Origin of the sequence: Aeromicrobium phragmitis (assembly GCF_003674095.1) — a bacterium.
Taxonomy (GTDB): Bacteria; Actinomycetota; Actinomycetes; order Propionibacteriales; family Nocardioidaceae; genus Aeromicrobium; species Aeromicrobium phragmitis.
In genome coordinates this window covers 1-17772 of sequence record NZ_RDBF01000014.1, presented here as the reverse complement: position 1 = coordinate 17772, position 17772 = coordinate 1, and the positions used below count along the sequence as shown (strand labels likewise).

Below are 17772 nucleotides of genomic sequence, written 5' to 3'. Positions count from 1 at the left end.
CACCATGAAGATCACTTACGACACCGCCCTGCCGATCGCCGCCCGGCACGACGAGATCGCCGCCGCCCTGCACGACCACCAGGTCGTGGTCGTCGCCGGCGAGACCGGCTCGGGCAAGACCACGCAGCTGCCCAAGATCGCGTACGAGCTCGGACGTCGAGCTATCGCGCACACGCAGCCCCGCCGCATCGCAGCGCGATCCGTGGCGCGCCGCATCGCCGACGAGTGCGGCGTCGACCTCGGCGCCGAGGTCGGATACGCAGTGCGGTTCGACGACCAGACGAGCGACGCCACCGCGATCCGGTTGATGACCGACGGCCTCCTGCTGGCAGAGCTTCAGCGCGATCCGCAACTGCGCCGTTACGACACCATCATCATCGACGAGGCGCACGAGCGGTCTCTCGCGATCGACTTCCTGCTCGGTTACCTCAAGCGGCTGCTTCCGAAGCGTCCGGATCTCTCGCTCGTCATCACCTCGGCCACCATCGACGTCGAGCGTTTCGCCGAGATGTTCGACGGGGCACCGATCATCGAGGTCTCCGGCCGCACCTACCCGGTCGAGATCCGCTACCGGCCGCTCGCCGAGAGCGACGCCTCGGACCTCACCGAGGCGATCGACCAGGCGATTCGTGAACTCCCCCGCGATGGCGACGTGCTCGTCTTCCTGTCCGGCGAACGCGAAATCCGCGATACCGCGGATTATCTCGAGGGTAAGAAGTACCCCCGGACGGAGATCCTCCCGCTGTTCGGAAGGCTGGCCGCCCAGGACCAGCAGAAGATCTTCAGCTCCCATCCGGGCCGGCGGATCGTCCTCGCCACGAACGTCGCCGAGACCTCGCTGACCGTGCCCGGCATCCGCTACGTCGTCGACTCCGGAGTCGCGCGCATCAGCCGCTACAGCAACAGGCTCAAGGTGCAGCGCCTGCCCATCGAACCGGTCTCGCAGGCCAGTGCCGCCCAGCGCGCCGGCCGTTGCGGCCGCGTGGCGGAGGGCATCTGCATCCGCCTCTACTCCGAGGAGGACTTCGCGGGCCGGCCCGAGTTCACCGATCCGGAGATCCTGCGTACCAATCTGGCCTCGGTGTTGCTGCAGATGTCCGCGCTCGGGCTGGGCGATATCGAGGAGTTTCCCTTTCTCGATCCACCGGACCGCCGCGCGGTGGCCGACGGCATGAATCTGCTTCGCGAGCTCGGCGCCCTCGACGGCGACCGCCTCACACGGCTCGGTCGCACGATGTCGAATCTGCCGGTCGACCCGCGCCTCGGGCGAATGCTCATCGCCGCGGACCGGCTCGGCTGTCTGGCTGACGTTCTCGTCATCGTGGCCGCCATGTCGATCCAGGATCCCCGCGAACGTCCTCTGGACCGACAGCAAGCGGCTGACGAGAAACACCGCCGTTTCAGCCAGCCGGACTCGGACTTCCTGTCCTATCTCAGCCTCTGGACCTATCTGGCGGAGAAGCGCGACGAGCTGTCGCACAGCCGCTTCCGCAAGCTGTGCCACGAGGAGTTCATCCACTACCTGCGCGTCCGCGAGTGGCAGGACGTCCACGCGCAGCTGCGTCGCACCGCGCGCGATCTCGGCCTCCGAGCCAGCCGTGAGCTCAGCGGCGATGCCGACGCGATCCACCAGGCGCTGTTGACCGGGCTGCTCGGGCACGTCGGCCTGCGTGAGCCGGATGGCCGCGAGTACCTCGGCGCGCGCGGGGCGAGATTCATGGTCTTCCCCGGTTCTGGCCTGGCGAAGAAGCCGCCACGGTGGGTCGTGGCTGGCGAGTTGGTGGAGACGACCCGGCTGTGGGCACGCACCGCCGCACGTGTGCAGCCCGAGTGGATCGAGAAGGCCGGCGCCCACCTGCTCAAGCGCCAGTATGCCGAGCCCTACTGGTCGTCGCGCCGCGGAGCGGCCATGGCCAAGGAGCGCGCGACGCTCTACGGCATTCCGGTGGTGGTGGATCGCCCCGTTCAGCTGTCACGCGTCGACCCTGCGCTGGCGAGAGAGCTGTTCATCCGACACGCGCTCGTCGAGGGCGACTGGCACACGCGGCACGCCTTCTTCCGACGCAACCGCGAGCTCCTCGACGAGGTCGCCGAACTCGAAGACCGGATGCGTCGCCGTGATCTGCGGGTCGACGATCAGACGCTCTACGACTTCTATGACGAGCGGATCCCCGCCGACGTGGTCTCGGCCCGTCACTTCGACACGTGGTGGAAGAAGGCACGGCGCGACGACCCCGAACTCCTCACGTTCGTCCCCTCCCTCGTCACGCGAGAGGGACTCGGCGACGACGTGGAGGAGCAGTTCCCCACCTCCTGGACCTCCCAGAGCGCCGAGTACGACGTGGAGTACGTCTTCGACCCGACGTCGATCGTGGACGGGCTGGTGGTCACGCTCCCGCTCGACGACCTGCTGGCGGCCGATGAACGCGAGTTCGCCTGGCACGTGCCCGGTCGCCGCCTGGAGCTGGTGACCGAACTGATCCGGACGCTTCCCAAGTCGATCCGTCGGTCCTTCGCGCCGGCCGGTCAGTACGCCGCACACGTCGCACCGGCGCTCGACCCGAACGAGGGCGAGCTGACCGAGCAGCTCGCACATCAGCTGCAGCTGCTCTCGGGGACACCGGTCAGTCCCGGAGACTTCTCGCCTCACCAGTTGCCCGATCATCTGCGCGTGACGTACCGGGTGGTGGACGGATCGAAGGTCCTGGCCACCGGCAAGGATCTCGAGGCGATCCGTCGCGACCTGGAGCCGCGACTTCGACGCCAGCTCCGCCGCGCGACGGCGCACGAGGAGCGCAGCGGTATGACGAGCTGGGACGTTGGGACGATCGACCGCTCGGTCCCCGCCGGACACCTCGTGGGCTATCCGGCGTTGGTCGACGAGGGCACCTCAGTGGCGCTGCGCGTCCTCGACTCCCCCGACGAGCAGCGTGCCGCGATGGTGCGCGGACAGGGCCGACTCCTCGCGCTCACCACGTCCTCACCGGTCGGGCATCTGTCGCGGTCGCTGTCGATGCACGACAAGCTCATGCTCTCCACGGCGCCGTACCAGGACGCGACTGCCGTGGTGGAGGACGCATGGCTCGCCGCGCTCGACGGTCTCGTGACCCACCACGGGGGCCCGGCCTGGGACGAGCAGGGCTTCGTACAGTTGCGCGACCGGGTCCGCGCCGACGCGTACGAGCACTGCGAGCGAGCAGTGCGCGCGATCCTCGACGGCTTAAGGGTCCTCGGCGAGATCGCTCCGCGCGATGACGAGCCGGGACAAGACGTCCGCGTACAGCTGTCGTGGCTCGTCTACCCCGGGTTCGCCCGGGACATGGGCACCGACCGGCTTCCGCGCCTTCGGGTGTATCTGGAAGCCGCGCGTCGCCGTCTCACTGCCCCACTCACCGCCGATCTGGTCGCGACGCAGGAACTGGAGGCGCGCTTTCACGACCTCACCGCCGACCTCGGAGCCTTTGCACGCCTGAGTCAGCCGGTCCAGGACGCCCGCTGGTCGCTGGAGGAACTGCGGGTGAGTCTGTTGGCCCAGGATCTGCGCGCCGCGATGCCGGTCTCGGTCAAACGGGTGACCAAGCGACTCGACAGCCTCGAGGAGCACCTCTCCTCGCTCCGGCGGCCTACCCCAGCAAGCCCAGCGAGTCCGCCGCGTTGATCGCGAGCAGGAAGCCGACGATGCCGACGGTCCACGCGAGAGTGCTCTGCGCGTTCTTCTGCATCCACGACTCGATCCGTCGTAGCAGCGGTTCGACCGGGCCGGCCGCGGCGAGCCGGGCCGCCAGAAGGATCCCGGCGGGCGCGACCATCACAAGGCAGTAGCCCAGCAGTACCCCGCTGCCGACGAGCCAGCTGACCTCGAGCGAGGCGATGATCCCGATCGCCGCGAGGTACGGCACCATCGTGGCCACCTCGAGCCCGACGGCGAGGACGGCCACGCCCAGAAGACTGCGGACCGATCCGCCGTCACCGACCACAGCGTCGCGCCACCGCAGCAGCCGGCCGGGCTGCCGTGATGGGCGCTTCTCGAGCGGGAAGCTCCAGATGACGAGGACGACGCCGATCACCAGCTGCGCCCACAGGACCGGCGTCGTGGTCACCAACCGTCCCAAGGGTTCGGCAACGGCACCGAGACCGGAGTACAGCGCGACGCCGACGACGAGGTAGCAGGACGCGACGGCGAGGAGGAACAGCAGAATCCGACCCGCCCGCAGGCGACCGGGCGCCAGCATGAACCAGATCGGGATCAGCAGCGTGCCGAAGCTCGTGCTGTCGATGAGCGCGAGGACGGCGAGCACCCCCGCGAGGGTGAGATCGAGCTCAGCCAACGCCCAACAGGTCGATCACGAAGACCAGCGTCCGGCCGGCGAGCCGGTGCCCGCCTCCTGCCGGCCCGTAGGCGAGCTCCGGGGGCGCGACGATCTGCCGCCGCCCGCCGACCTTCATGCCGGGGATGCCCTGCTGCCATGCGGCGATGAGTTGCGGGAGCGGGAAGCGCGCCGACTGTCCACGGTCCCACGACGCGTCGAACTGTTCGCCGGTCTCGAAGTCGACACCCACATAGTGAACGTCGACGACGCCGCCGGGCACCGCCTCGGGACCGTCGCCCTCGACGAGGTCGGTGACCTGAAGCTCGGTCGGCGGCGGGCCTTCGATGAAATCGACTTCTGGCTTGGAGGTCATGCCTGCCATCCTTGCACGTATGCGCGCAACCATCCTGATGTCCCCCGGCCGCATCGAGCTGCAGACGGTCGCCGATCCTCGTCTCCACGAGGACACCGACGCCGTGGTCCGGGTCGTCGCGTCCTGCATCTGCGGCAGCGACCTGTGGCCGTATCGCGGGCTCAACGGCGAGCAGCCGACGGCGCAGCAGATCGGTCACGAATTCGTCGGCATCGTCGAGGAGGTCGGAGCGGGTGTCAGGAATGTCGCTCCAGGCGACTTCGTCATCGGCCCGTTCATGTACTCCGACAACACCTGTGCGTTCTGCCGCCGCGGCGTTCACACCTCCTGCGTGAACGGTGGCGGCTACGAAGGATGTCAGTCCGAGCTCGTGCGCGTGCCGCAGGCCGACGGCACGCTCGTCACCGTGCCGGGCGAGGTCCCCGAATCCCTCGTGCCGCACCTCCTGACCCTCTCGGACGTGTTCCCCACCGGACACCACGCCGCGGTCTCCGCCGGCGTCAGGGAGGGAAGCACCGTCGCCGTCGTCGGTGACGGTGCGGTCGGACTCAGCGCCGTGCTCGCCGCGAAGCGTCTCGGCGCCGCGGCCGTCGTCGCCATGTCGCGGCACGCCGACCGCCAGGCACTCGCTCGCGAGTTCGGAGCGGACGCGATCGTGGAAACCCGGGGCAAGGAGGGCGCAGCCGAGGTGCGCGAGATCCTCGACGGCATCGGCGCGGACTGCGTCCTGGAGTGTGTGGGCACGGACGCCAGCATGAAGCAGGCCTTCATGGCGACTCGGCCGGGCGGAACGGTGGGGTACGTGGGCGTCCCCCACGGCGTGTCGATCGATCCGCGGCCGATCTTCGCCAGGAACATCGGCCTCGCCGGCGGCGTAGCTCCCGTCCGCAACTACCTCGACGCGTTGCTGCCGGCGGTGCTCGACGGCTCGATCCAACCGGGAAAGGTCTTCGACCTCACCCTGCCGCTCGACCAGGTCGCCGAGGGATACCGGGCGATGGACGAGCGCCGGGCCACCAAGGTCCTGCTCACGCCGTGAGCGCCGCGTCCGACACCGTCACTTCAGCTGCGAACTGGTCAGCCCGAGGATCCGGCGCGCCACGATCAACTGCTGGATCTGCTGCGTGCCTTCGAAGATGTCGAGGATCTTGGAGTCGCGCGACCACTTCTCCAACAGCTCGGTCTCGCTGTAGCCGAGCGTGCTGGCCAGCTCGACGCACCGCAGGGTGATCTGGTTGCCGACCCGTCCGGCCTTCGCCTTGGCCATGGACGCCTCGAGGGAGTTTGGCTGGCGGTTGTCGGCCATCCAGGCAGCGCTCAGGGTCAGCAGATGCGCCGCTTCCCAATCGGCCTCCATCTGCAGGAACGTCGCGGCGGCCGCCGACTGCGATTGCGCCGGGCGGTCGTAGTCGACCTCGACTCCGGCTTCCGCCAGCAGATCGCGGGTGAGCTCCAGCGCCGCCCGGGCGCAGCCCACGGCCATGCCCGCCACGAGCGGCCGGGTGTTGTCGAAGGTCGCCATGGCGCCGGCGAATCCCTTGGACGTGTCGATCTCCGGGTCGCCCAGCAGGTTCTCGGCTGGCACCCGGCAGTTGTCGAGCACGATGACCGCGGTGTCAGACGCCCGGATACCGAGCTTGTGCTCCAGACGCTCCACGCGGATGCCGGGCAGCGACTTGGGCACCACGAACGACTTGATCGCCGCGCGGCCCATGGACTTGTCGAGGGTGGCCCAGACCACGACCGAGTCGGCCCGCTCGCCGGAGGTGACGAAGATCTTCTCGCCGTTGAGAATGTAGGCGTCGCCGTCTTTCACCGCGGTCGTGTTGATCGCCGCGGAGTCCGAGCCGAAGCTCGGCTCGGTGATCGCCATCGCCGCCCAGGTGTCCTTGAACCGCTCCAACTGCTCGTCGTTGGCGACCGACGCGATCGCGGAGTTGCCGAGGCCCTGCCGTGGCATCGACAGCAACAGACCGACGTCACCCCAGCACATCTCGATGACCGAGAGCACCGACGACATGTTGGTGCCGTTCTTGACGCCCGTGTCCTTCGCGTCGTCCTTGACGCGGACGCCCGCGGCACCGGCGCCCTGGCTCTGCCCGGACTCGTTCATCCCGTCGACGAGCGAGGCCAGGAGGTCGAGTTCCTTGGGGTAAGCATGCTCGGCGAGATCGTACTTGCGCGAGTTGGAGCGCAGGAAGTTCTCGGCGACCTCGTGCACCTGCTTGACGAAGCCGCGGTACTTCTTGGGGGTTTCGAGATTGATCATGTCGGTGTCCGCCCTCAGACGAGGACCGCTCCTTCCATTACGCCGATGGCCCGCAGGTCGCGGTACCACCGCTCGACCGGGTGCTCCTTGACGAAGCCGTGGCCACCGAGCATCTGGACTCCGTCGGTGCCGATCTTCATGCCGTAGTCGGCCGTGAGCTTGCGCGCGAGCGCGATCTCCCGGCTTGCGTTGAGACCCTGGTCGACCCGTGAGGCCGCCCGCAGCGTGGTGAGGCGCATGCCCTCGAGCTCGATCGCCATGTCCGCCACGGTGAACGCGACCGCCTGGCGGTGGGCGATCGGCTCGCCGAACGCCTCACGCGTGGTGACGTACTCCTTGACGTACTCCAGCGTGCTTCTCGCCGTCCCGAGGGCGAGACCGGCCCACGCGAGCCGTGAGAGTCGGATCATCTGCCGGTAGTCGTCCGGCGAGCCGAGGATCGCCTCCTCGCCGACCTTGACGTTCTCCAGCTTCAAGCGCGACAAGCCCGCGGCACGCAGCCCCATGCCGGGGTCGGCGGCGATCGAGACCCCCTCGGCCGCCGGCTCGACGATGACCATCGCTGGGCCGCGCCCCTCGACGTCGGCAGAGACCACGAAGAGTTCGGCCTCCCCGCCGCGCACGACGGCGGACTTCAGACCGTTGAGAACATACCCGCCATCCGCGCGCTTGGCCGTCGTCTGGAGGGCCAGCGGATCGAACAGCATGCGCGGCTCGGCCACCGCCAACGCGGCGGTCGGCACGTCGTCGCCTCCGAAGGAGGGCAGATACGTCTGCTGCTGGCCTTCGGTGCCCCACAGCGAGATGGCGGTCGCGACGGCCGAGGGCGCGAGACATGCGACCGCCTGTCCCATGTCGCCGCCGGCCAGCGCCTCTGCGACCAGAACACCCGTGACGGCAGAGCGGTCCGCCGACAGGCCACCGAGCTCCTCAGGAATGTTGATGAACGACAATCCGAAGTCCGCCGTCTGCGACAGCACCTCCTTGGGCGTGTCGTTCTCGACCTCGGCGGATTCCGCGCCGGGACGAAGCACCTCCCGCGCGAACTCCTCGATGACCTCCACCATCATCTGCTGGTCATCGGTGGGATTGAGGTCGAATACTCCCGTCGGCTTGGTGGTGGGCCGAGCTCCCTGACCGGACCCGCCGACCTTGGCGAAGCGGCGCTGCGCGGCGCCGGCTGCACGGAAGCCGTTCTTGGCGCCGTGATAGACGGCCTTCTCGGCGGCATCACGCAGGCCGAGTCGGTCGATCACGTTCGACTGGGCGAGCCGGTTGAGGACCTTGAGGCCGACGCCCATGGGATCGGTGCGAGCCACTGGGGTGCTCCTGTCGAGAGAGAGACGGGGATGCGTAACCGCAGGTTGCAGTTTCACATACCGAGAGTATCTGAATCACACTCCCCTGCCAAGCAGATGCCCCGAGACCGCTCGGTAGTGTGGACCTGTTCGGCTCGTCGACAGGAGTACACCGTGTCCCTAGCAGCGCAGTCGCGACCTCTGCCCGAGGGCGGGAAGGTCCGCCCCATCACCCGGTGGGGCACGCCCGTCATGCATCACGAGCTCGACGATGTCACCGAGTTCGACGACGATCTGGGCACGCTCGTGGCGGACATGGTGGCCACGATGCACGCCGCAGAAGGTGTCGGCCTCGCCGCCAATCAGGTCGGCGTCAACCTCAAGGTCTTCGTCTTCGACTGTCCCGACGACGACCACCAGCGGGTGACCGGCGTCGTCTGCAACCCGGTGCTCACCCTCCCCGAGGGCAAGGACCGCAAGCTCGACGCGGCTGACGAGGGGTGTCTGTCGCTCCCCGGCGCCTTCACCGAGTGCGCGCGGCCGGACCATGCCGTGGTGCGGGGGGTCGATCACCATGGCGAGCCCGTCGAATTCGTCGGTACCGGTCTGCTCGCCCGCTGCCTGCAGCACGAGACGGACCACCTCTTCGGCACGGTCTTCGGCGACCGCGTCCCCGACCGGTCGCGCAAGAAGCTGTACAAGCAGCATCAGGCGCTGGCCGAGGACTACCCCGACGACTGGCCGGTGACCCCTGCGCGATGACCGAGGTCGCCTACACGCTCAGCCGCCCGACGCTCGACGACCTGCCCGACTACGCCCGCTTGCACGGCGACCCCGCGGTGTGGGCCCACTTCCCCTCCGGACGCCACACGTCGGTCGAGCAGAGCCGTGAGAGTCTTGCGCGCGACATCGCCGACTGGGACGGCGCCGGTCTCGGCTTCTGGATCGTCCGGGCGGCCGACGACGCGCTCGTACCGGCCGGCGAGCTCCTGGGCGTGGCCGGGTGCCGGCCGGCCCACGACGGCCTGTTCTGGAATCTGTACTACCGACTGTCACCGAAGGCGCAGGGTCACGGCCTCGCACGGCGCCTCGGTCACGAGGCCGTGGCGGCCGCCAACGCGGCGGCAGCGGAGCGTCCGGTCGTGGCCTATCTGCTCGAGCACAATCACGCGAGCCGGCGTACTGCCGAACGCGTCGGTCTCACGCTGCAGTGGCGTGGTCCCGATGCCGGCAACCCTGATCCGGATGCAGTGCGCCTCGTGTTCGCCGACCGCCCACTCTCCCCCGAAGCACTGGGCGCCTTGACCCCCTGACGTCAGGGCCGCAGGTGCCAGCACGCGACTGCGGTCGACGCTGCGACGTTGAGCGAGTCGATTCCAGCCGCCATCGGGATGGTTACGCGGTGGTCGGCCGCGCGCTGCCAATGCTCGGTCAGGCCGGGCCCCTCCGACCCGACGATGAGGGCGATCTTCTCGCCGGGCTCCGGATGCACGTCGTCGAGCGGTACCGCGTCGTCGGTCAGCGTCATGGCGTAACTCGTGAACCCGTGGGAGCGCAACAGTTCCGGCGCCGCATACCAGTCCTCGATGCGCGCGTACGGCAAGGAGAACACCGCACCCATCGCCACCTTCACCGAGCGGCGATACAGCGGATCCGCGCAGCGCGGGGACAACAGCACGGCGTCGAAACCGAGGGCCGCGACGTTGCGCATCAGCGCCCCGATGTTGGTGTGGTCCACGAGGTCCTCGGCGACGACGACCCGCCGCGCCTGCTCGAGCACGGAGCCCGGCGACCGCGGCTCCGGACGCTCCATCGCGGCGAGCGCGCCGCGATGCACGTGGAAACCCGTGACCTGTTCGATCGCCTTCTCGTCGAGGACGAAGCAGGGCGCGTCGCTGTCGACGAGCACGTCCTGCAGCGTCTCCGCCCACCGCGGCGCGAGCAAGAACGACCGCGGACGATGCCCCGCTGTCACTGCCCGGCGGACGACCTTCTCGCCTTCGGCGATATACAGGCCGCGCTCGGACTCGAGCAGTTTGCGCAGACTTACGTCGCGCAGATCGACGTAATCACGCAAACGCGGATCGCGCGGATCGTCGACGCGAATCATCTCGGCCACCGCCCTAGGCTACGGACCATGAATCTGGAACGACCCGTGACCCCGGACCCGTACCCGCTCCTTCCGGCCGTGCCGAGCTTCGACCTCCGCAGCGACGACGTCGCCGACGGCCAACCGCTCAAGGACGATCAGATCAACGCGCTCGGCGACACCTCGCCGCACCTGTCCTGGAGCAACGCGCCCGAGGGGACCAAGTCCTTCGTCGTCACCTGTTTCGACCCCGATGCGCCGACCGTGTCCGGCTTCTGGCACTGGGTGGCCGTCGACATCCCCGCCGACGTCACCGAACTGGCGGCCGGGGCCGGCGCCTCGGACGACTCCTTGCCCGGCGACGCCTTCCATGTGCGCAACGACGGTGGTGGGCTGAACTTCATGGGCGCCGCCCCGCCCCCGGGCGATCAGGTGCACCGCTACTTCTTCGTGGTGCACGCGGTCGACCGGGAGCACTTGGGCGTCGACGCCTCTGCGTCCCCTGCCGTGGTCGGCTTCCAACTCGCGTTCGCGACGCTGGGCCGCGCCATCATTCACGGCACGTACCAGCACGGAGGCTGAGGCTCAGGCCGACGGGGGCGGGGCCTGGTCCTCGCCCTCGTCGGGGCGCGCCACCGGCGACTCGGCCTGCCTCGCAGCCTTGATGGCCTCCTCGACGACACTCGAGGTGTCCTCCGCGCCCGTGTCCTCCTCGACGATCTGCTCGTCGAGGTCGACCGGACGTCGACTACCGCCGCCGTCGACCGGGATGTCGCCGATCGCGCCGCCGAGTGTCCCGAGAGCCTTGGTGAGCTCGGCGGGAATGATCCACGTCGACGCGTTCTCGCCGGTGGCGATCTTCGGGAGGGTCTGCAGGTACTGGTACGACAGCAGCTTCTGATCGGGATTGCCGTTGTGGATCGCCTGGAACACGGTCTCGATCGCCCGCCCCTCGCCTTGGGCCCGCAAGATGGCCGCCTGGCGCTCACCCTCGGCCGAGAGGATCGACGATTGCTTCTCGCCTTCGGCCTTCAAGATGGCGGACTGCTTCTGTCCTTCCGCCGTGAGGATCGCCGCCTGGCGCTCACCCTCGGCCGTGAGGATCGCGGCGCGCTTGTCACGATCGGCGCGCATCTGCTTCTCCATCGCGTCGATGATGGTCGGCGGCGGATCGATGCTCTTCAGTTCGACCTGGTTGACCTTGATGCCCCATCGCGTGGTGGCGGCGTCCAGCTCGGCACCGAGCGTGCGGTTGATCTGATCGCGGCTGGTGAGCGTCTGCTCGAGCGTCATGCCGCCGATGATGTTGCGGACCGTCGTCATCGTCAGCTGATGGATGGCGTCGATGTAACTGACGATCTCGTACGTCGCGGACACCGGGTCGTTGACCGTGAAGTAGATGACCGTGTCGATCTCGACGGTCAGGTTGTCCTCGGTGATGACGCCCTGCGGTGGGAAGGAGACGACCTGTTCACGCTGATCGACGCGGTACCGGACTCGATCGAGGAACGGCACGATGAGGTGAGGACCGGAGCTGAGCGTGGTGCGGTACTTGCCGAGACGTTCGACGATGCCCGCGTGGTTCTGCGGGATGATCTTGAGCGCCATGAACGCCGCGATCACCAGCAGGACCACGATCAGGGCCACGAAGACCACGAAGGCGGATGTCATGGTGGTTCCTTTCAGGAGACGTGGGAGGCGGTGACGCGGGCGATCGCACCCTCGATCGCCACCACCAGGACTTCATCACCGGCCCCGAACCGGGCGTCGGGATCCAGCGGACGGGCCAGCCAGCGCTGCCCCCGGACGGTGATCTGCCCGGCGTCGCGGGAGACCGGTTCGTCGACGACGCCGATCTGCCCGACGAGACCGTGCTGCCCCGAGGGCAACGACGGACCGGAATGCAGCCGACGCACGATCGGAGGCCGGGCGAGCGACAGCATCCCTGCCGACACCGCACCGAACACCGCCAGACACACGACCAGCGGCGCCCCCACGCCGGCGGCGAGAGCCGCGGCGAAGGCACCGATGCCGAACATCAGGAAGACGAGCTCGGTGCTCGCCAACTCGACCACGGAGAGCACGACGCCGATCGCCATCCAGGTGAGCCAGATGTCATCGCCGAGCCAGTCCATGATTCAGCCTCTCACCGTGAAGCCCGCCGCGCTGCGGGCGCGCGTCGTGCCGTGAATCGTCCGCGGTCCTGGGTGACCTCCAGCCGTTGACCGAAGGCTCTGCTGAGCGTCTGTGAGGTCAGCACCTCATTCAGCGGGCCCTGGGACACGACTTTGCCCTCACCGAGAACCAGAGCGTGCGTGAACCCGGCCGGAATCTCCTCGACATGGTGGGTGACGAGCACGAGCGCGGCACCATCCGGGTCCCCGGAGAGGACGTCGAGGCTCGCCAGCAGATCCTCCCGGGCGCCGAGGTCGAGACCTGCGCCCGGCTCGTCGAGCAAGACGGCCTCCGGGTCGGTCATCAGCGCCCGGGCGATGAGCACGCGCTTCTTCTCCCCCTCCGACAGGGTGCCGAACGTGCGATCCGCCAGCTGCGCGATACCCAGCTCACCCAGCAACTGCTCGACGCGCGTGAAATCGGCGTCGTCGTACTCCTCGTGCCACCGGCCGATCACGGCGTAGGCCGCCGAGAGCACCACGTTGCGCACGGACTCGCGCGGCGGTATCCGCTCGGCGACGCTCGTCGAGGTGTGGCCGATACGCGTCCGGAGTTCGAAGACGTCGACCGAGCCGAGCGTCTCCTCGAGAATCTCCACGCGCCCCGAGGTCGGGTGCAGCGATGCGCCGAGAATCTGCAGAAGTGTCGTCTTGCCAGCCCCGTTGGGACCAATCACCACCCAGTGCTCACCGGTCCGCACGGACCAGGTGATCGAGTCGAGCAGCGTCTTGCCGGATCGGATGACCGTGACGTCGGTCAAGTCGAAGACGGCGGACATGCACCCTCCTGATCGCGGGATCGGTGATGCCAACCTATCGTGTCGGCGGTGAGCGCTGCCGCTACCCTCAAAGCGATGACCAGCGAGCATGTTCCCGCCACGCCGCACCTGACCGCTCCGACGGTTCTGGTGACGCTGGTCGGACCCGATCAGCCCGGCGTTTCGACGCGATTGTTCTCCACTGCCGCGGCCTACGACGTCGAAGTCATCGACGTCGAGCAGCTCGTGGTCCGCGGCCGGCTCATGCTGAGCACGTTGTTCTCCGAGCCGGCGGACAGCGGCGCCCTGGAGGACGACCTGCGGCGGTTCGCCGAGACGCTCGGTTTCGAAGTGACGGTCGAGCGCGGCGTCGGCGACAACCGGCCGCGCCGGATCGGCCGTGCTCAGGTCATCGTGCTCGGCAGCCCGCTGCGGCCGTCGGCGATGTCGGCGCTCGCGGCAGGCATCAAAGCGCTCGGCGGCAACATCGACCGGATCACGCGCATGGCACGCTATCCGGTCACGGCCATCCGCTTCGAGGTGTCCGGTGCCGATCCCGATGCGCTGCAGGTGGACCTCGCCCGGATCGGGCACGAGCAGGGGGTCGACGTGGCGGTTCAGGAGAACGGGATCGGACGGCACGCGCAACGTCTCGTCGTGATGGACGTCGACTCCACGCTGATTCAGGGCGAGGTCATCGAGATGCTCGCCGAGCATGCGGGCTGCGCGGACGAGGTCGCCGAGGTCACCGAACGGGCGATGCGCGGCGAGCTCGACTTCGCCTCGTCACTACACGAACGCGTGGCCCGGCTCGAAGGCGTGCCGGCCGGGGCGCTGGAGGCGGTGTACGACCGGATCTCCTACACCCCTGGTGCCCGCACGCTCGTGCGAACCCTCAAGCGGCTCGGCTACCGGTTCGCGCTCGTCAGCGGCGGCTTCACGCAGATCATCGAACGCATCGCCGACGACCTCGGCATCGACTACTACGCCGCCAACGAGCTGGAGATCAACGACGGCGTGCTGACCGGGAAGGTCATCGGCGACGTGGTCGACCGAGCCGGCAAGGCGGCCGCGCTGAGGCGCTTCGCGGCCGAGGCGGGGATCGCCGAGCGCAACACCGTCGCGATCGGCGACGGCGCCAACGATCTGGACATGCTCGCCGCGGCCGGACTCGGCATCGCCTTCAACGCCAAACCCGTCGTACGGGACCAGGCTCGGACGTCCGTGAACGTGCCCTACCTCGACACGGTGATCTTCCTCATGGGCATCACCCGCGAGGAAGTCGAGGCCGCCGATGCGGCCGATCGGGGTTGAGCGACGTCGTCACTCGTCGTCTTCGAGACGGAAACCGATCTTCATCGTCACCTGGTAGTGCTCGACGCCGTCGTCCACGATCTGGCCGCGGATGCCGGTGACCTCGAACCAGTCGAGGTGCCGCAACGTCTGCGATGCCCGGCGGATTCCACTCTCGACGGCCTCCGTGACGCCCTCGGGCGACGTACCGACGATTTCGCTGACACGGTAGGTGCGATTGCTCATGGCCAGAACCGTACAGTGGGAAGTGTGAGCAAGCGCAAGGGCGACGACGACGAGGTCTATTCGATCACCTCGGCGCGTGAGTCGCACAGCTCGGCCGTCTGGTCTCGCGAGAAGCGATACGCCATCTCGATGGCGATTCGCACCGTGTGCTTCATCGGTGCCGTCGTCGCCACAGGGCCGCTGCGCTGGGGCTTGCTCGCCGGAGCGATCTTCCTGCCCTATGTCGCCGTGGTCTTCGCCAACCAGCCGGCCCGCAAAGCCAGTGACGGCCCCTCGCCGTTCGGCCTCGAACGTCCGGAGCTGGAGTCCCGCGAGCGGCGCGAGCTCGACGAGGACTGACGGTGGGTTTTCTCCTCTCCCGACGCTGGCTGGGATTCGGGGCTTTCGTCGTGGCCTTGTCGGTCACGTGCGTGTTCCTGGGGATGTGGCAGCACGACCGCCACGAACAGCGCCAGGACCGCAATGCGCGGATCGAGGCCCACGCGGCCGCAAATCCCGTGCCGGTCGAAGACGTCGCTCCTCCCGACGAGGGATGGGAGCCCGGCGCCGAGTGGACCCGGGTCACGGCGACCGGACATTACGACCCCGAGCACGAGATCGTGCTCAAGTTCCAGCAGCGCGGCAGCTCTCCCGGCGTCGACATCGTGACCCCGCTCATTCTGGAATCCGGCGACGCCGTGCTGGTCGATCGCGGCTGGCTGAGCGCACGTAACACGGCGGAGAAGCCCGAGGACATCCCGCCGGCGCCGACCGGCACGGTCGAGGTGACCGGCTGGCTACGGGCCGACAGCACTGCCGAAGGGCAGGCCGTGACTCCCGAGAACGGTCAGGTGCGGGCCATCCACAGCGAGGCCGTCGCCGCGACCCTGCCCTACGACCTCCTCGAGGGCTACGTGGCGCTTCGTGAGCAGGTTCCGGCAAGCGAGGGCCTGATCCCGGCCGAGCCGCCCGATCTCGGCATGGGCGTCAACCTGTTCTACTCCTGGCAGTGGTACTTCTTCGCCGGCCTTGCGATCTTCGGGTTCGTCTGGTTCCTCCGCGCAGAGCTGAAAGAGCGCCGCGAGAAGGCGCTCACGCCAAGCTGATCAGGTCGAAGTAGCTGTCGGACCAGATGTCCTCGTCACCGTCGGGCAGCAGCAGCACCCGATCGGGATCCAGCGCGGCGACCGCCCCTTCGTCGTGAGTGACGAGCACGATCGCGCCCTCGTAACCACGAATCGCCCCGAGCACTTCCTCGCGTGATGCCGGATCGAGGTTGTTGGTCGGCTCGTCGAGGAGCAACACGTTCGCCTTGGACACGATGAGACTCGCCAACGCCAACCGCGTCTTCTCACCGCCGGAGAGCACCCCGGCCGGCTTCTCGACATCGTCACCGGTGAACAGGAACTGACCGAGTACGCTGCGCGCCTCGGTCTCGGTGAGCTCCGGCGACGAGCGTTGCATGTTCTCCAGGATCGACCGGCTGGTGTCCAACGTCTCGTGTTCCTGGGCGTAGTAGCCCAGTTTGAGCCCGTGCCCGGGCTGGATGTCACCGGTGTCGGGACGGTCCATCCCGCCCAGGATCCTCAGCAGCGTGGTCTTGCCGGCACCGTTGAGCCCGAGGACCACGACCCGGCTGCCGCGGTCGATGGCGAGGTCGACGTCGGTGAAGATCTCCAGCGAACCGTACGACTTCGACAGCCCGGTCGCCATCAGCGGCGTCTTGCCGCACGGCGCGGGCTTCGGGAAGCCGATCTTCGCGACCTTGTCGTTCTGTCGCTCGTCCTCCAGACCCGCCATCATCTTCTCGGCGCGTTTGATCATGTTCTGCGCCGCGACCGCCTTGGTCGCCTTCGCGCGCATCTTCTCGGCCTGCTGCAACAGGCGTTCAGCGGTCTTCATGGTGTTGGCGCGCTCGCGCTTGCGGCGCTCCTCATCGGCCTCGCGCTGCTTGAGGTACGCCTTCCAGCCCATGTTGTAGACGTCGATGACCTGACGGTTGCCGTCGAGATAGAAGACCTTGTTCACGGTCGTCTCGATCAGATCGACGTCGTGGCTGATGACAATGAAACCTCCGGAGAAGTCCGCGAGGAACTGGCGCAGCCACACGATCGAGTCGTGGTCGAGGTGGTTCGTGGGCTCGTCGAGTAGCAGGATCTCCGCATCCGAGAAGAGGATGCGCGCCAGCTCGACGCGACGCCGCTGCCCGCCCGACAGGGTGCTGAGGGGCTGCTCCAGGATGCGCTCGGGAAGCGCGAGCGACATCGCCATCGCGTCGGCCTCGGACTCGGCAGCGTAACCGCCCGCGGCCTGGAAGTCGGCGTCCGCGGCCGCGTAGCGCTTCATCCCGCGCTCGGCGACCTCCGGGTCGCTCGACGCCATCTCGGTCTCGGCCGTCCGCAGACGCCGCATGGCGTCGTCGAGCCCGCGCACGGAGAGGATGCGGTCGCGCGCCGAGACCGACATGTCGTCGACGCGAGGGTCCTGCGGCAGGTAGCCGACCGTCCCGGTACGCGTGATCGAGCCTGCCGCGGGCTCGCCGCCGGCGCCGGCCAGCATCTTGGTGAGCGTGGTTTTGCCCGCGCCGTTACGGCCGACCAGGCCGATCTTGTCGCCCTTGGCGACACGGAACGAGACGTCGGACATCAGGACGCGGGCGCCGAAGCGCAACTCCACGCCGGAGACGGTGATCACGGGGGTGCTCCAGAGAGTGTGAGATGAAGAAAGGGGGGCGTCGGGTCGCGTCGCTCGGACGCCGACCGCTCACTCTCGCTGAATAGGCACCGCACGAGTCTACCGCCGCGCCCCCAGCGCCCAAGTACCGGCGAGGAACCGTCCAACGTGGTCTCGATACGTCGGTCGCTGAGCGACCTCCTACTCGACCACCAACGACCGGCTCAGGCGGTCGAGTCGCGGCGCCCTTCGATACGCCGCTGGTTGCTCACGGCTACACAGGAACCGCAACGAGCAAGAGCGCTGCTGT

General features: G+C 68.3%; 18 protein-coding genes. 8 read left to right on the top strand and 10 right to left on the bottom strand.

Going from position 1 to position 17772, the window contains the following annotated elements; all coding sequences use genetic code 11:
- Nucleotides 1–4: 4 nt before the first annotated feature.
- A complete protein-coding gene (hrpA, locus tag D9V41_RS14825) occupies nucleotides 5–3658 on the top strand; it encodes an ATP-dependent RNA helicase HrpA (RefSeq protein WP_121795364.1) in 3654 nt (1217 codons plus the stop codon).
- On the opposite strand, the gene D9V41_RS14820 is transcribed toward hrpA, so the two are convergent.
- Both D9V41_RS14820 and D9V41_RS14815 read right to left on the bottom strand, forming a co-directional pair.
- Complete coding sequence (locus D9V41_RS14820; RefSeq protein WP_121795363.1) at nucleotides 3624–4328, bottom strand: GAP family protein; 705 nt, start codon at nucleotides 4326–4328, stop codon at nucleotides 3624–3626. The two genes, hrpA and D9V41_RS14820, sit on opposite strands and share 35 nt — an antisense overlap.
- The gene (locus D9V41_RS14815; RefSeq protein ID WP_121795362.1) at nucleotides 4321–4683 is read right to left on the bottom strand and encodes an FKBP-type peptidyl-prolyl cis-trans isomerase; all 363 of its coding nucleotides are present in this window, start codon (nucleotides 4681–4683) and stop codon (nucleotides 4321–4323) included. Before D9V41_RS14815 ends, D9V41_RS14820 begins: the two co-directional genes overlap by 8 nt.
- A 19-nt stretch (nucleotides 4684–4702) precedes the next feature.
- Here D9V41_RS14815 and D9V41_RS14810 point away from each other — a divergent pair, with 19 nt between their 5' ends.
- Nucleotides 4703–5722: a zinc-dependent alcohol dehydrogenase family protein gene (locus D9V41_RS14810; RefSeq protein ID WP_121795361.1), complete on the top strand. Its 1020-nt coding sequence runs from the start codon at nucleotides 4703–4705 to the stop codon at nucleotides 5720–5722.
- An 18-nt stretch (nucleotides 5723–5740) separates the two neighbouring features.
- Here the strand turns inward: D9V41_RS14810 and D9V41_RS14805 are convergent, their stop codons facing one another.
- Nucleotides 5741–6952 carry an acyl-CoA dehydrogenase family protein gene (locus D9V41_RS14805; protein ID WP_121795360.1) on the bottom strand — a complete coding sequence of 404 codons (1212 nt, stop codon included), beginning with the start codon at nucleotides 6950–6952 and terminating at the stop codon, nucleotides 5741–5743.
- A 14-nt stretch (nucleotides 6953–6966) separates the two neighbouring features.
- On the bottom strand, nucleotides 6967–8271 hold the full coding sequence (locus tag D9V41_RS14800; protein ID WP_243697290.1) for an acyl-CoA dehydrogenase family protein: 1305 nt from the start codon (nucleotides 8269–8271) through the stop codon (nucleotides 6967–6969).
- A 153-nt stretch (nucleotides 8272–8424) separates the two neighbouring features.
- On the opposite strand from D9V41_RS14800, the gene def reads away from it, so the two are divergent.
- Nucleotides 8425–9012 (top strand): peptide deformylase, encoded by a 588-nt coding sequence (gene def, locus D9V41_RS14795; protein WP_279432355.1) that lies wholly within the window; start codon nucleotides 8425–8427, stop codon nucleotides 9010–9012.
- Nucleotides 9009–9563, top strand: coding sequence for a GNAT family N-acetyltransferase (locus D9V41_RS14790; protein WP_121795358.1), 555 nt, complete (start codon nucleotides 9009–9011; stop codon nucleotides 9561–9563). Before def ends, D9V41_RS14790 begins: the two co-directional genes overlap by 4 nt.
- A 2-nt stretch (nucleotides 9564–9565) precedes the next feature.
- Here D9V41_RS14790 and D9V41_RS14785 read toward each other — a convergent pair whose 3' ends face one another.
- Nucleotides 9566–10369 carry a TrmH family RNA methyltransferase gene (locus D9V41_RS14785; protein WP_121795357.1) on the bottom strand — a complete coding sequence of 268 codons (804 nt, stop codon included), beginning with the start codon at nucleotides 10367–10369 and terminating at the stop codon, nucleotides 9566–9568.
- Between the two features lie 18 nt (nucleotides 10370–10387).
- On the opposite strand from D9V41_RS14785, the gene D9V41_RS14780 reads away from it, so the two are divergent.
- Complete coding sequence (locus D9V41_RS14780; RefSeq protein ID WP_121795356.1) at nucleotides 10388–10921, top strand: YbhB/YbcL family Raf kinase inhibitor-like protein; 534 nt, start codon at nucleotides 10388–10390, stop codon at nucleotides 10919–10921.
- A 3-nt stretch (nucleotides 10922–10924) separates the two neighbouring features.
- On the opposite strand, the gene D9V41_RS14775 is transcribed toward D9V41_RS14780, so the two are convergent.
- Genes D9V41_RS14775 through D9V41_RS14765 form a run of 3 tightly spaced genes read right to left on the bottom strand, consistent with a single transcriptional unit; the run spans nucleotide 10925 to nucleotide 13292 of the window.
- Nucleotides 10925–12010 carry an SPFH domain-containing protein gene (locus D9V41_RS14775; RefSeq protein ID WP_121795355.1) on the bottom strand — a complete coding sequence of 362 codons (1086 nt, stop codon included), beginning with the start codon at nucleotides 12008–12010 and terminating at the stop codon, nucleotides 10925–10927.
- Nucleotides 12011–12021: 11 nt separating this feature from the next.
- The gene (locus D9V41_RS14770; RefSeq protein ID WP_121795354.1) at nucleotides 12022–12474 is read right to left on the bottom strand and encodes an NfeD family protein; all 453 of its coding nucleotides are present in this window, start codon (nucleotides 12472–12474) and stop codon (nucleotides 12022–12024) included.
- A gap of 11 nt (nucleotides 12475–12485) precedes the next feature.
- Nucleotides 12486–13292, bottom strand: coding sequence for an ABC transporter ATP-binding protein (locus D9V41_RS14765; protein ID WP_121795353.1), 807 nt, complete (start codon nucleotides 13290–13292; stop codon nucleotides 12486–12488).
- A 75-nt stretch (nucleotides 13293–13367) separates the two neighbouring features.
- On the opposite strand from D9V41_RS14765, the gene serB reads away from it, so the two are divergent.
- Nucleotides 13368–14585, top strand: coding sequence for a phosphoserine phosphatase SerB (serB, locus tag D9V41_RS14760; RefSeq protein WP_121795352.1), 1218 nt, complete (start codon nucleotides 13368–13370; stop codon nucleotides 14583–14585).
- 9 nt (nucleotides 14586–14594) lie between these two features.
- Here the strand turns inward: serB and D9V41_RS14755 are convergent, their stop codons facing one another.
- A complete protein-coding gene (locus D9V41_RS14755) occupies nucleotides 14595–14810 on the bottom strand; it encodes a dodecin (protein WP_121795351.1) in 216 nt (71 codons plus the stop codon).
- Between the two features lie 24 nt (nucleotides 14811–14834).
- Between D9V41_RS14755 and D9V41_RS14750 the strand changes: the two genes are divergently transcribed.
- Together D9V41_RS14750 and D9V41_RS14745 are read left to right on the top strand one after the other, a co-directional pair.
- On the top strand, nucleotides 14835–15149 hold the full coding sequence (locus D9V41_RS14750) for a DUF3099 domain-containing protein (protein WP_121795350.1): 315 nt from the start codon (nucleotides 14835–14837) through the stop codon (nucleotides 15147–15149).
- Nucleotides 15150–15151: 2 nt separating this feature from the next.
- The gene (locus D9V41_RS14745; protein WP_121795349.1) at nucleotides 15152–15895 is read left to right on the top strand and encodes an SURF1 family cytochrome oxidase biogenesis protein; all 744 of its coding nucleotides are present in this window, start codon (nucleotides 15152–15154) and stop codon (nucleotides 15893–15895) included.
- Here the strand turns inward: D9V41_RS14745 and D9V41_RS14740 are convergent.
- Nucleotides 15882–17483, bottom strand: a complete 1602-nt coding sequence (locus D9V41_RS14740) for an ABC-F family ATP-binding cassette domain-containing protein (RefSeq protein WP_121795348.1) — start codon at nucleotides 17481–17483, stop codon at nucleotides 15882–15884. The two genes, D9V41_RS14745 and D9V41_RS14740, sit on opposite strands and share 14 nt — an antisense overlap.
- Between the last annotated feature and the right edge of the window lie 289 nt (nucleotides 17484–17772).

Excerpts from the sequence above, each read along its gene's own strand:
- D9V41_RS14780 (WP_121795356.1), top strand. The coding sequence starts at position 10,388 with ATGAATCTGGAACGACCCGTGACCCCGGACCCGTACCCGCTCCTTCCG.
- D9V41_RS14790 (WP_121795358.1), top strand. The coding sequence starts at position 9,009 with ATGACCGAGGTCGCCTACACGCTCAGCCGCCCGACGCTCGACGACCTG.
- serB (WP_121795352.1), top strand. The coding sequence starts at position 13,368 with ATGACCAGCGAGCATGTTCCCGCCACGCCGCACCTGACCGCTCCGACG.
- D9V41_RS14815 (WP_121795362.1), bottom strand. The coding sequence starts at position 4,683 with ATGACCTCCAAGCCAGAAGTCGATTTCATCGAAGGCCCGCCGCCGACC.
- hrpA (WP_121795364.1), top strand. The coding sequence starts at position 5 with ATGAAGATCACTTACGACACCGCCCTGCCGATCGCCGCCCGGCACGAC.
- D9V41_RS14770 (WP_121795354.1), bottom strand. The coding sequence starts at position 12,474 with ATGGACTGGCTCGGCGATGACATCTGGCTCACCTGGATGGCGATCGGC.
- D9V41_RS14805 (WP_121795360.1), bottom strand. The coding sequence starts at position 6,952 with ATGATCAATCTCGAAACCCCCAAGAAGTACCGCGGCTTCGTCAAGCAG.
- D9V41_RS14775 (WP_121795355.1), bottom strand. The coding sequence starts at position 12,010 with ATGACATCCGCCTTCGTGGTCTTCGTGGCCCTGATCGTGGTCCTGCTG.
- D9V41_RS14765 (WP_121795353.1), bottom strand. The coding sequence starts at position 13,292 with ATGTCCGCCGTCTTCGACTTGACCGACGTCACGGTCATCCGATCCGGC.
- D9V41_RS14810 (WP_121795361.1), top strand. The coding sequence starts at position 4,703 with ATGCGCGCAACCATCCTGATGTCCCCCGGCCGCATCGAGCTGCAGACG.
- D9V41_RS14755 (WP_121795351.1), bottom strand. The coding sequence starts at position 14,810 with ATGAGCAATCGCACCTACCGTGTCAGCGAAATCGTCGGTACGTCGCCC.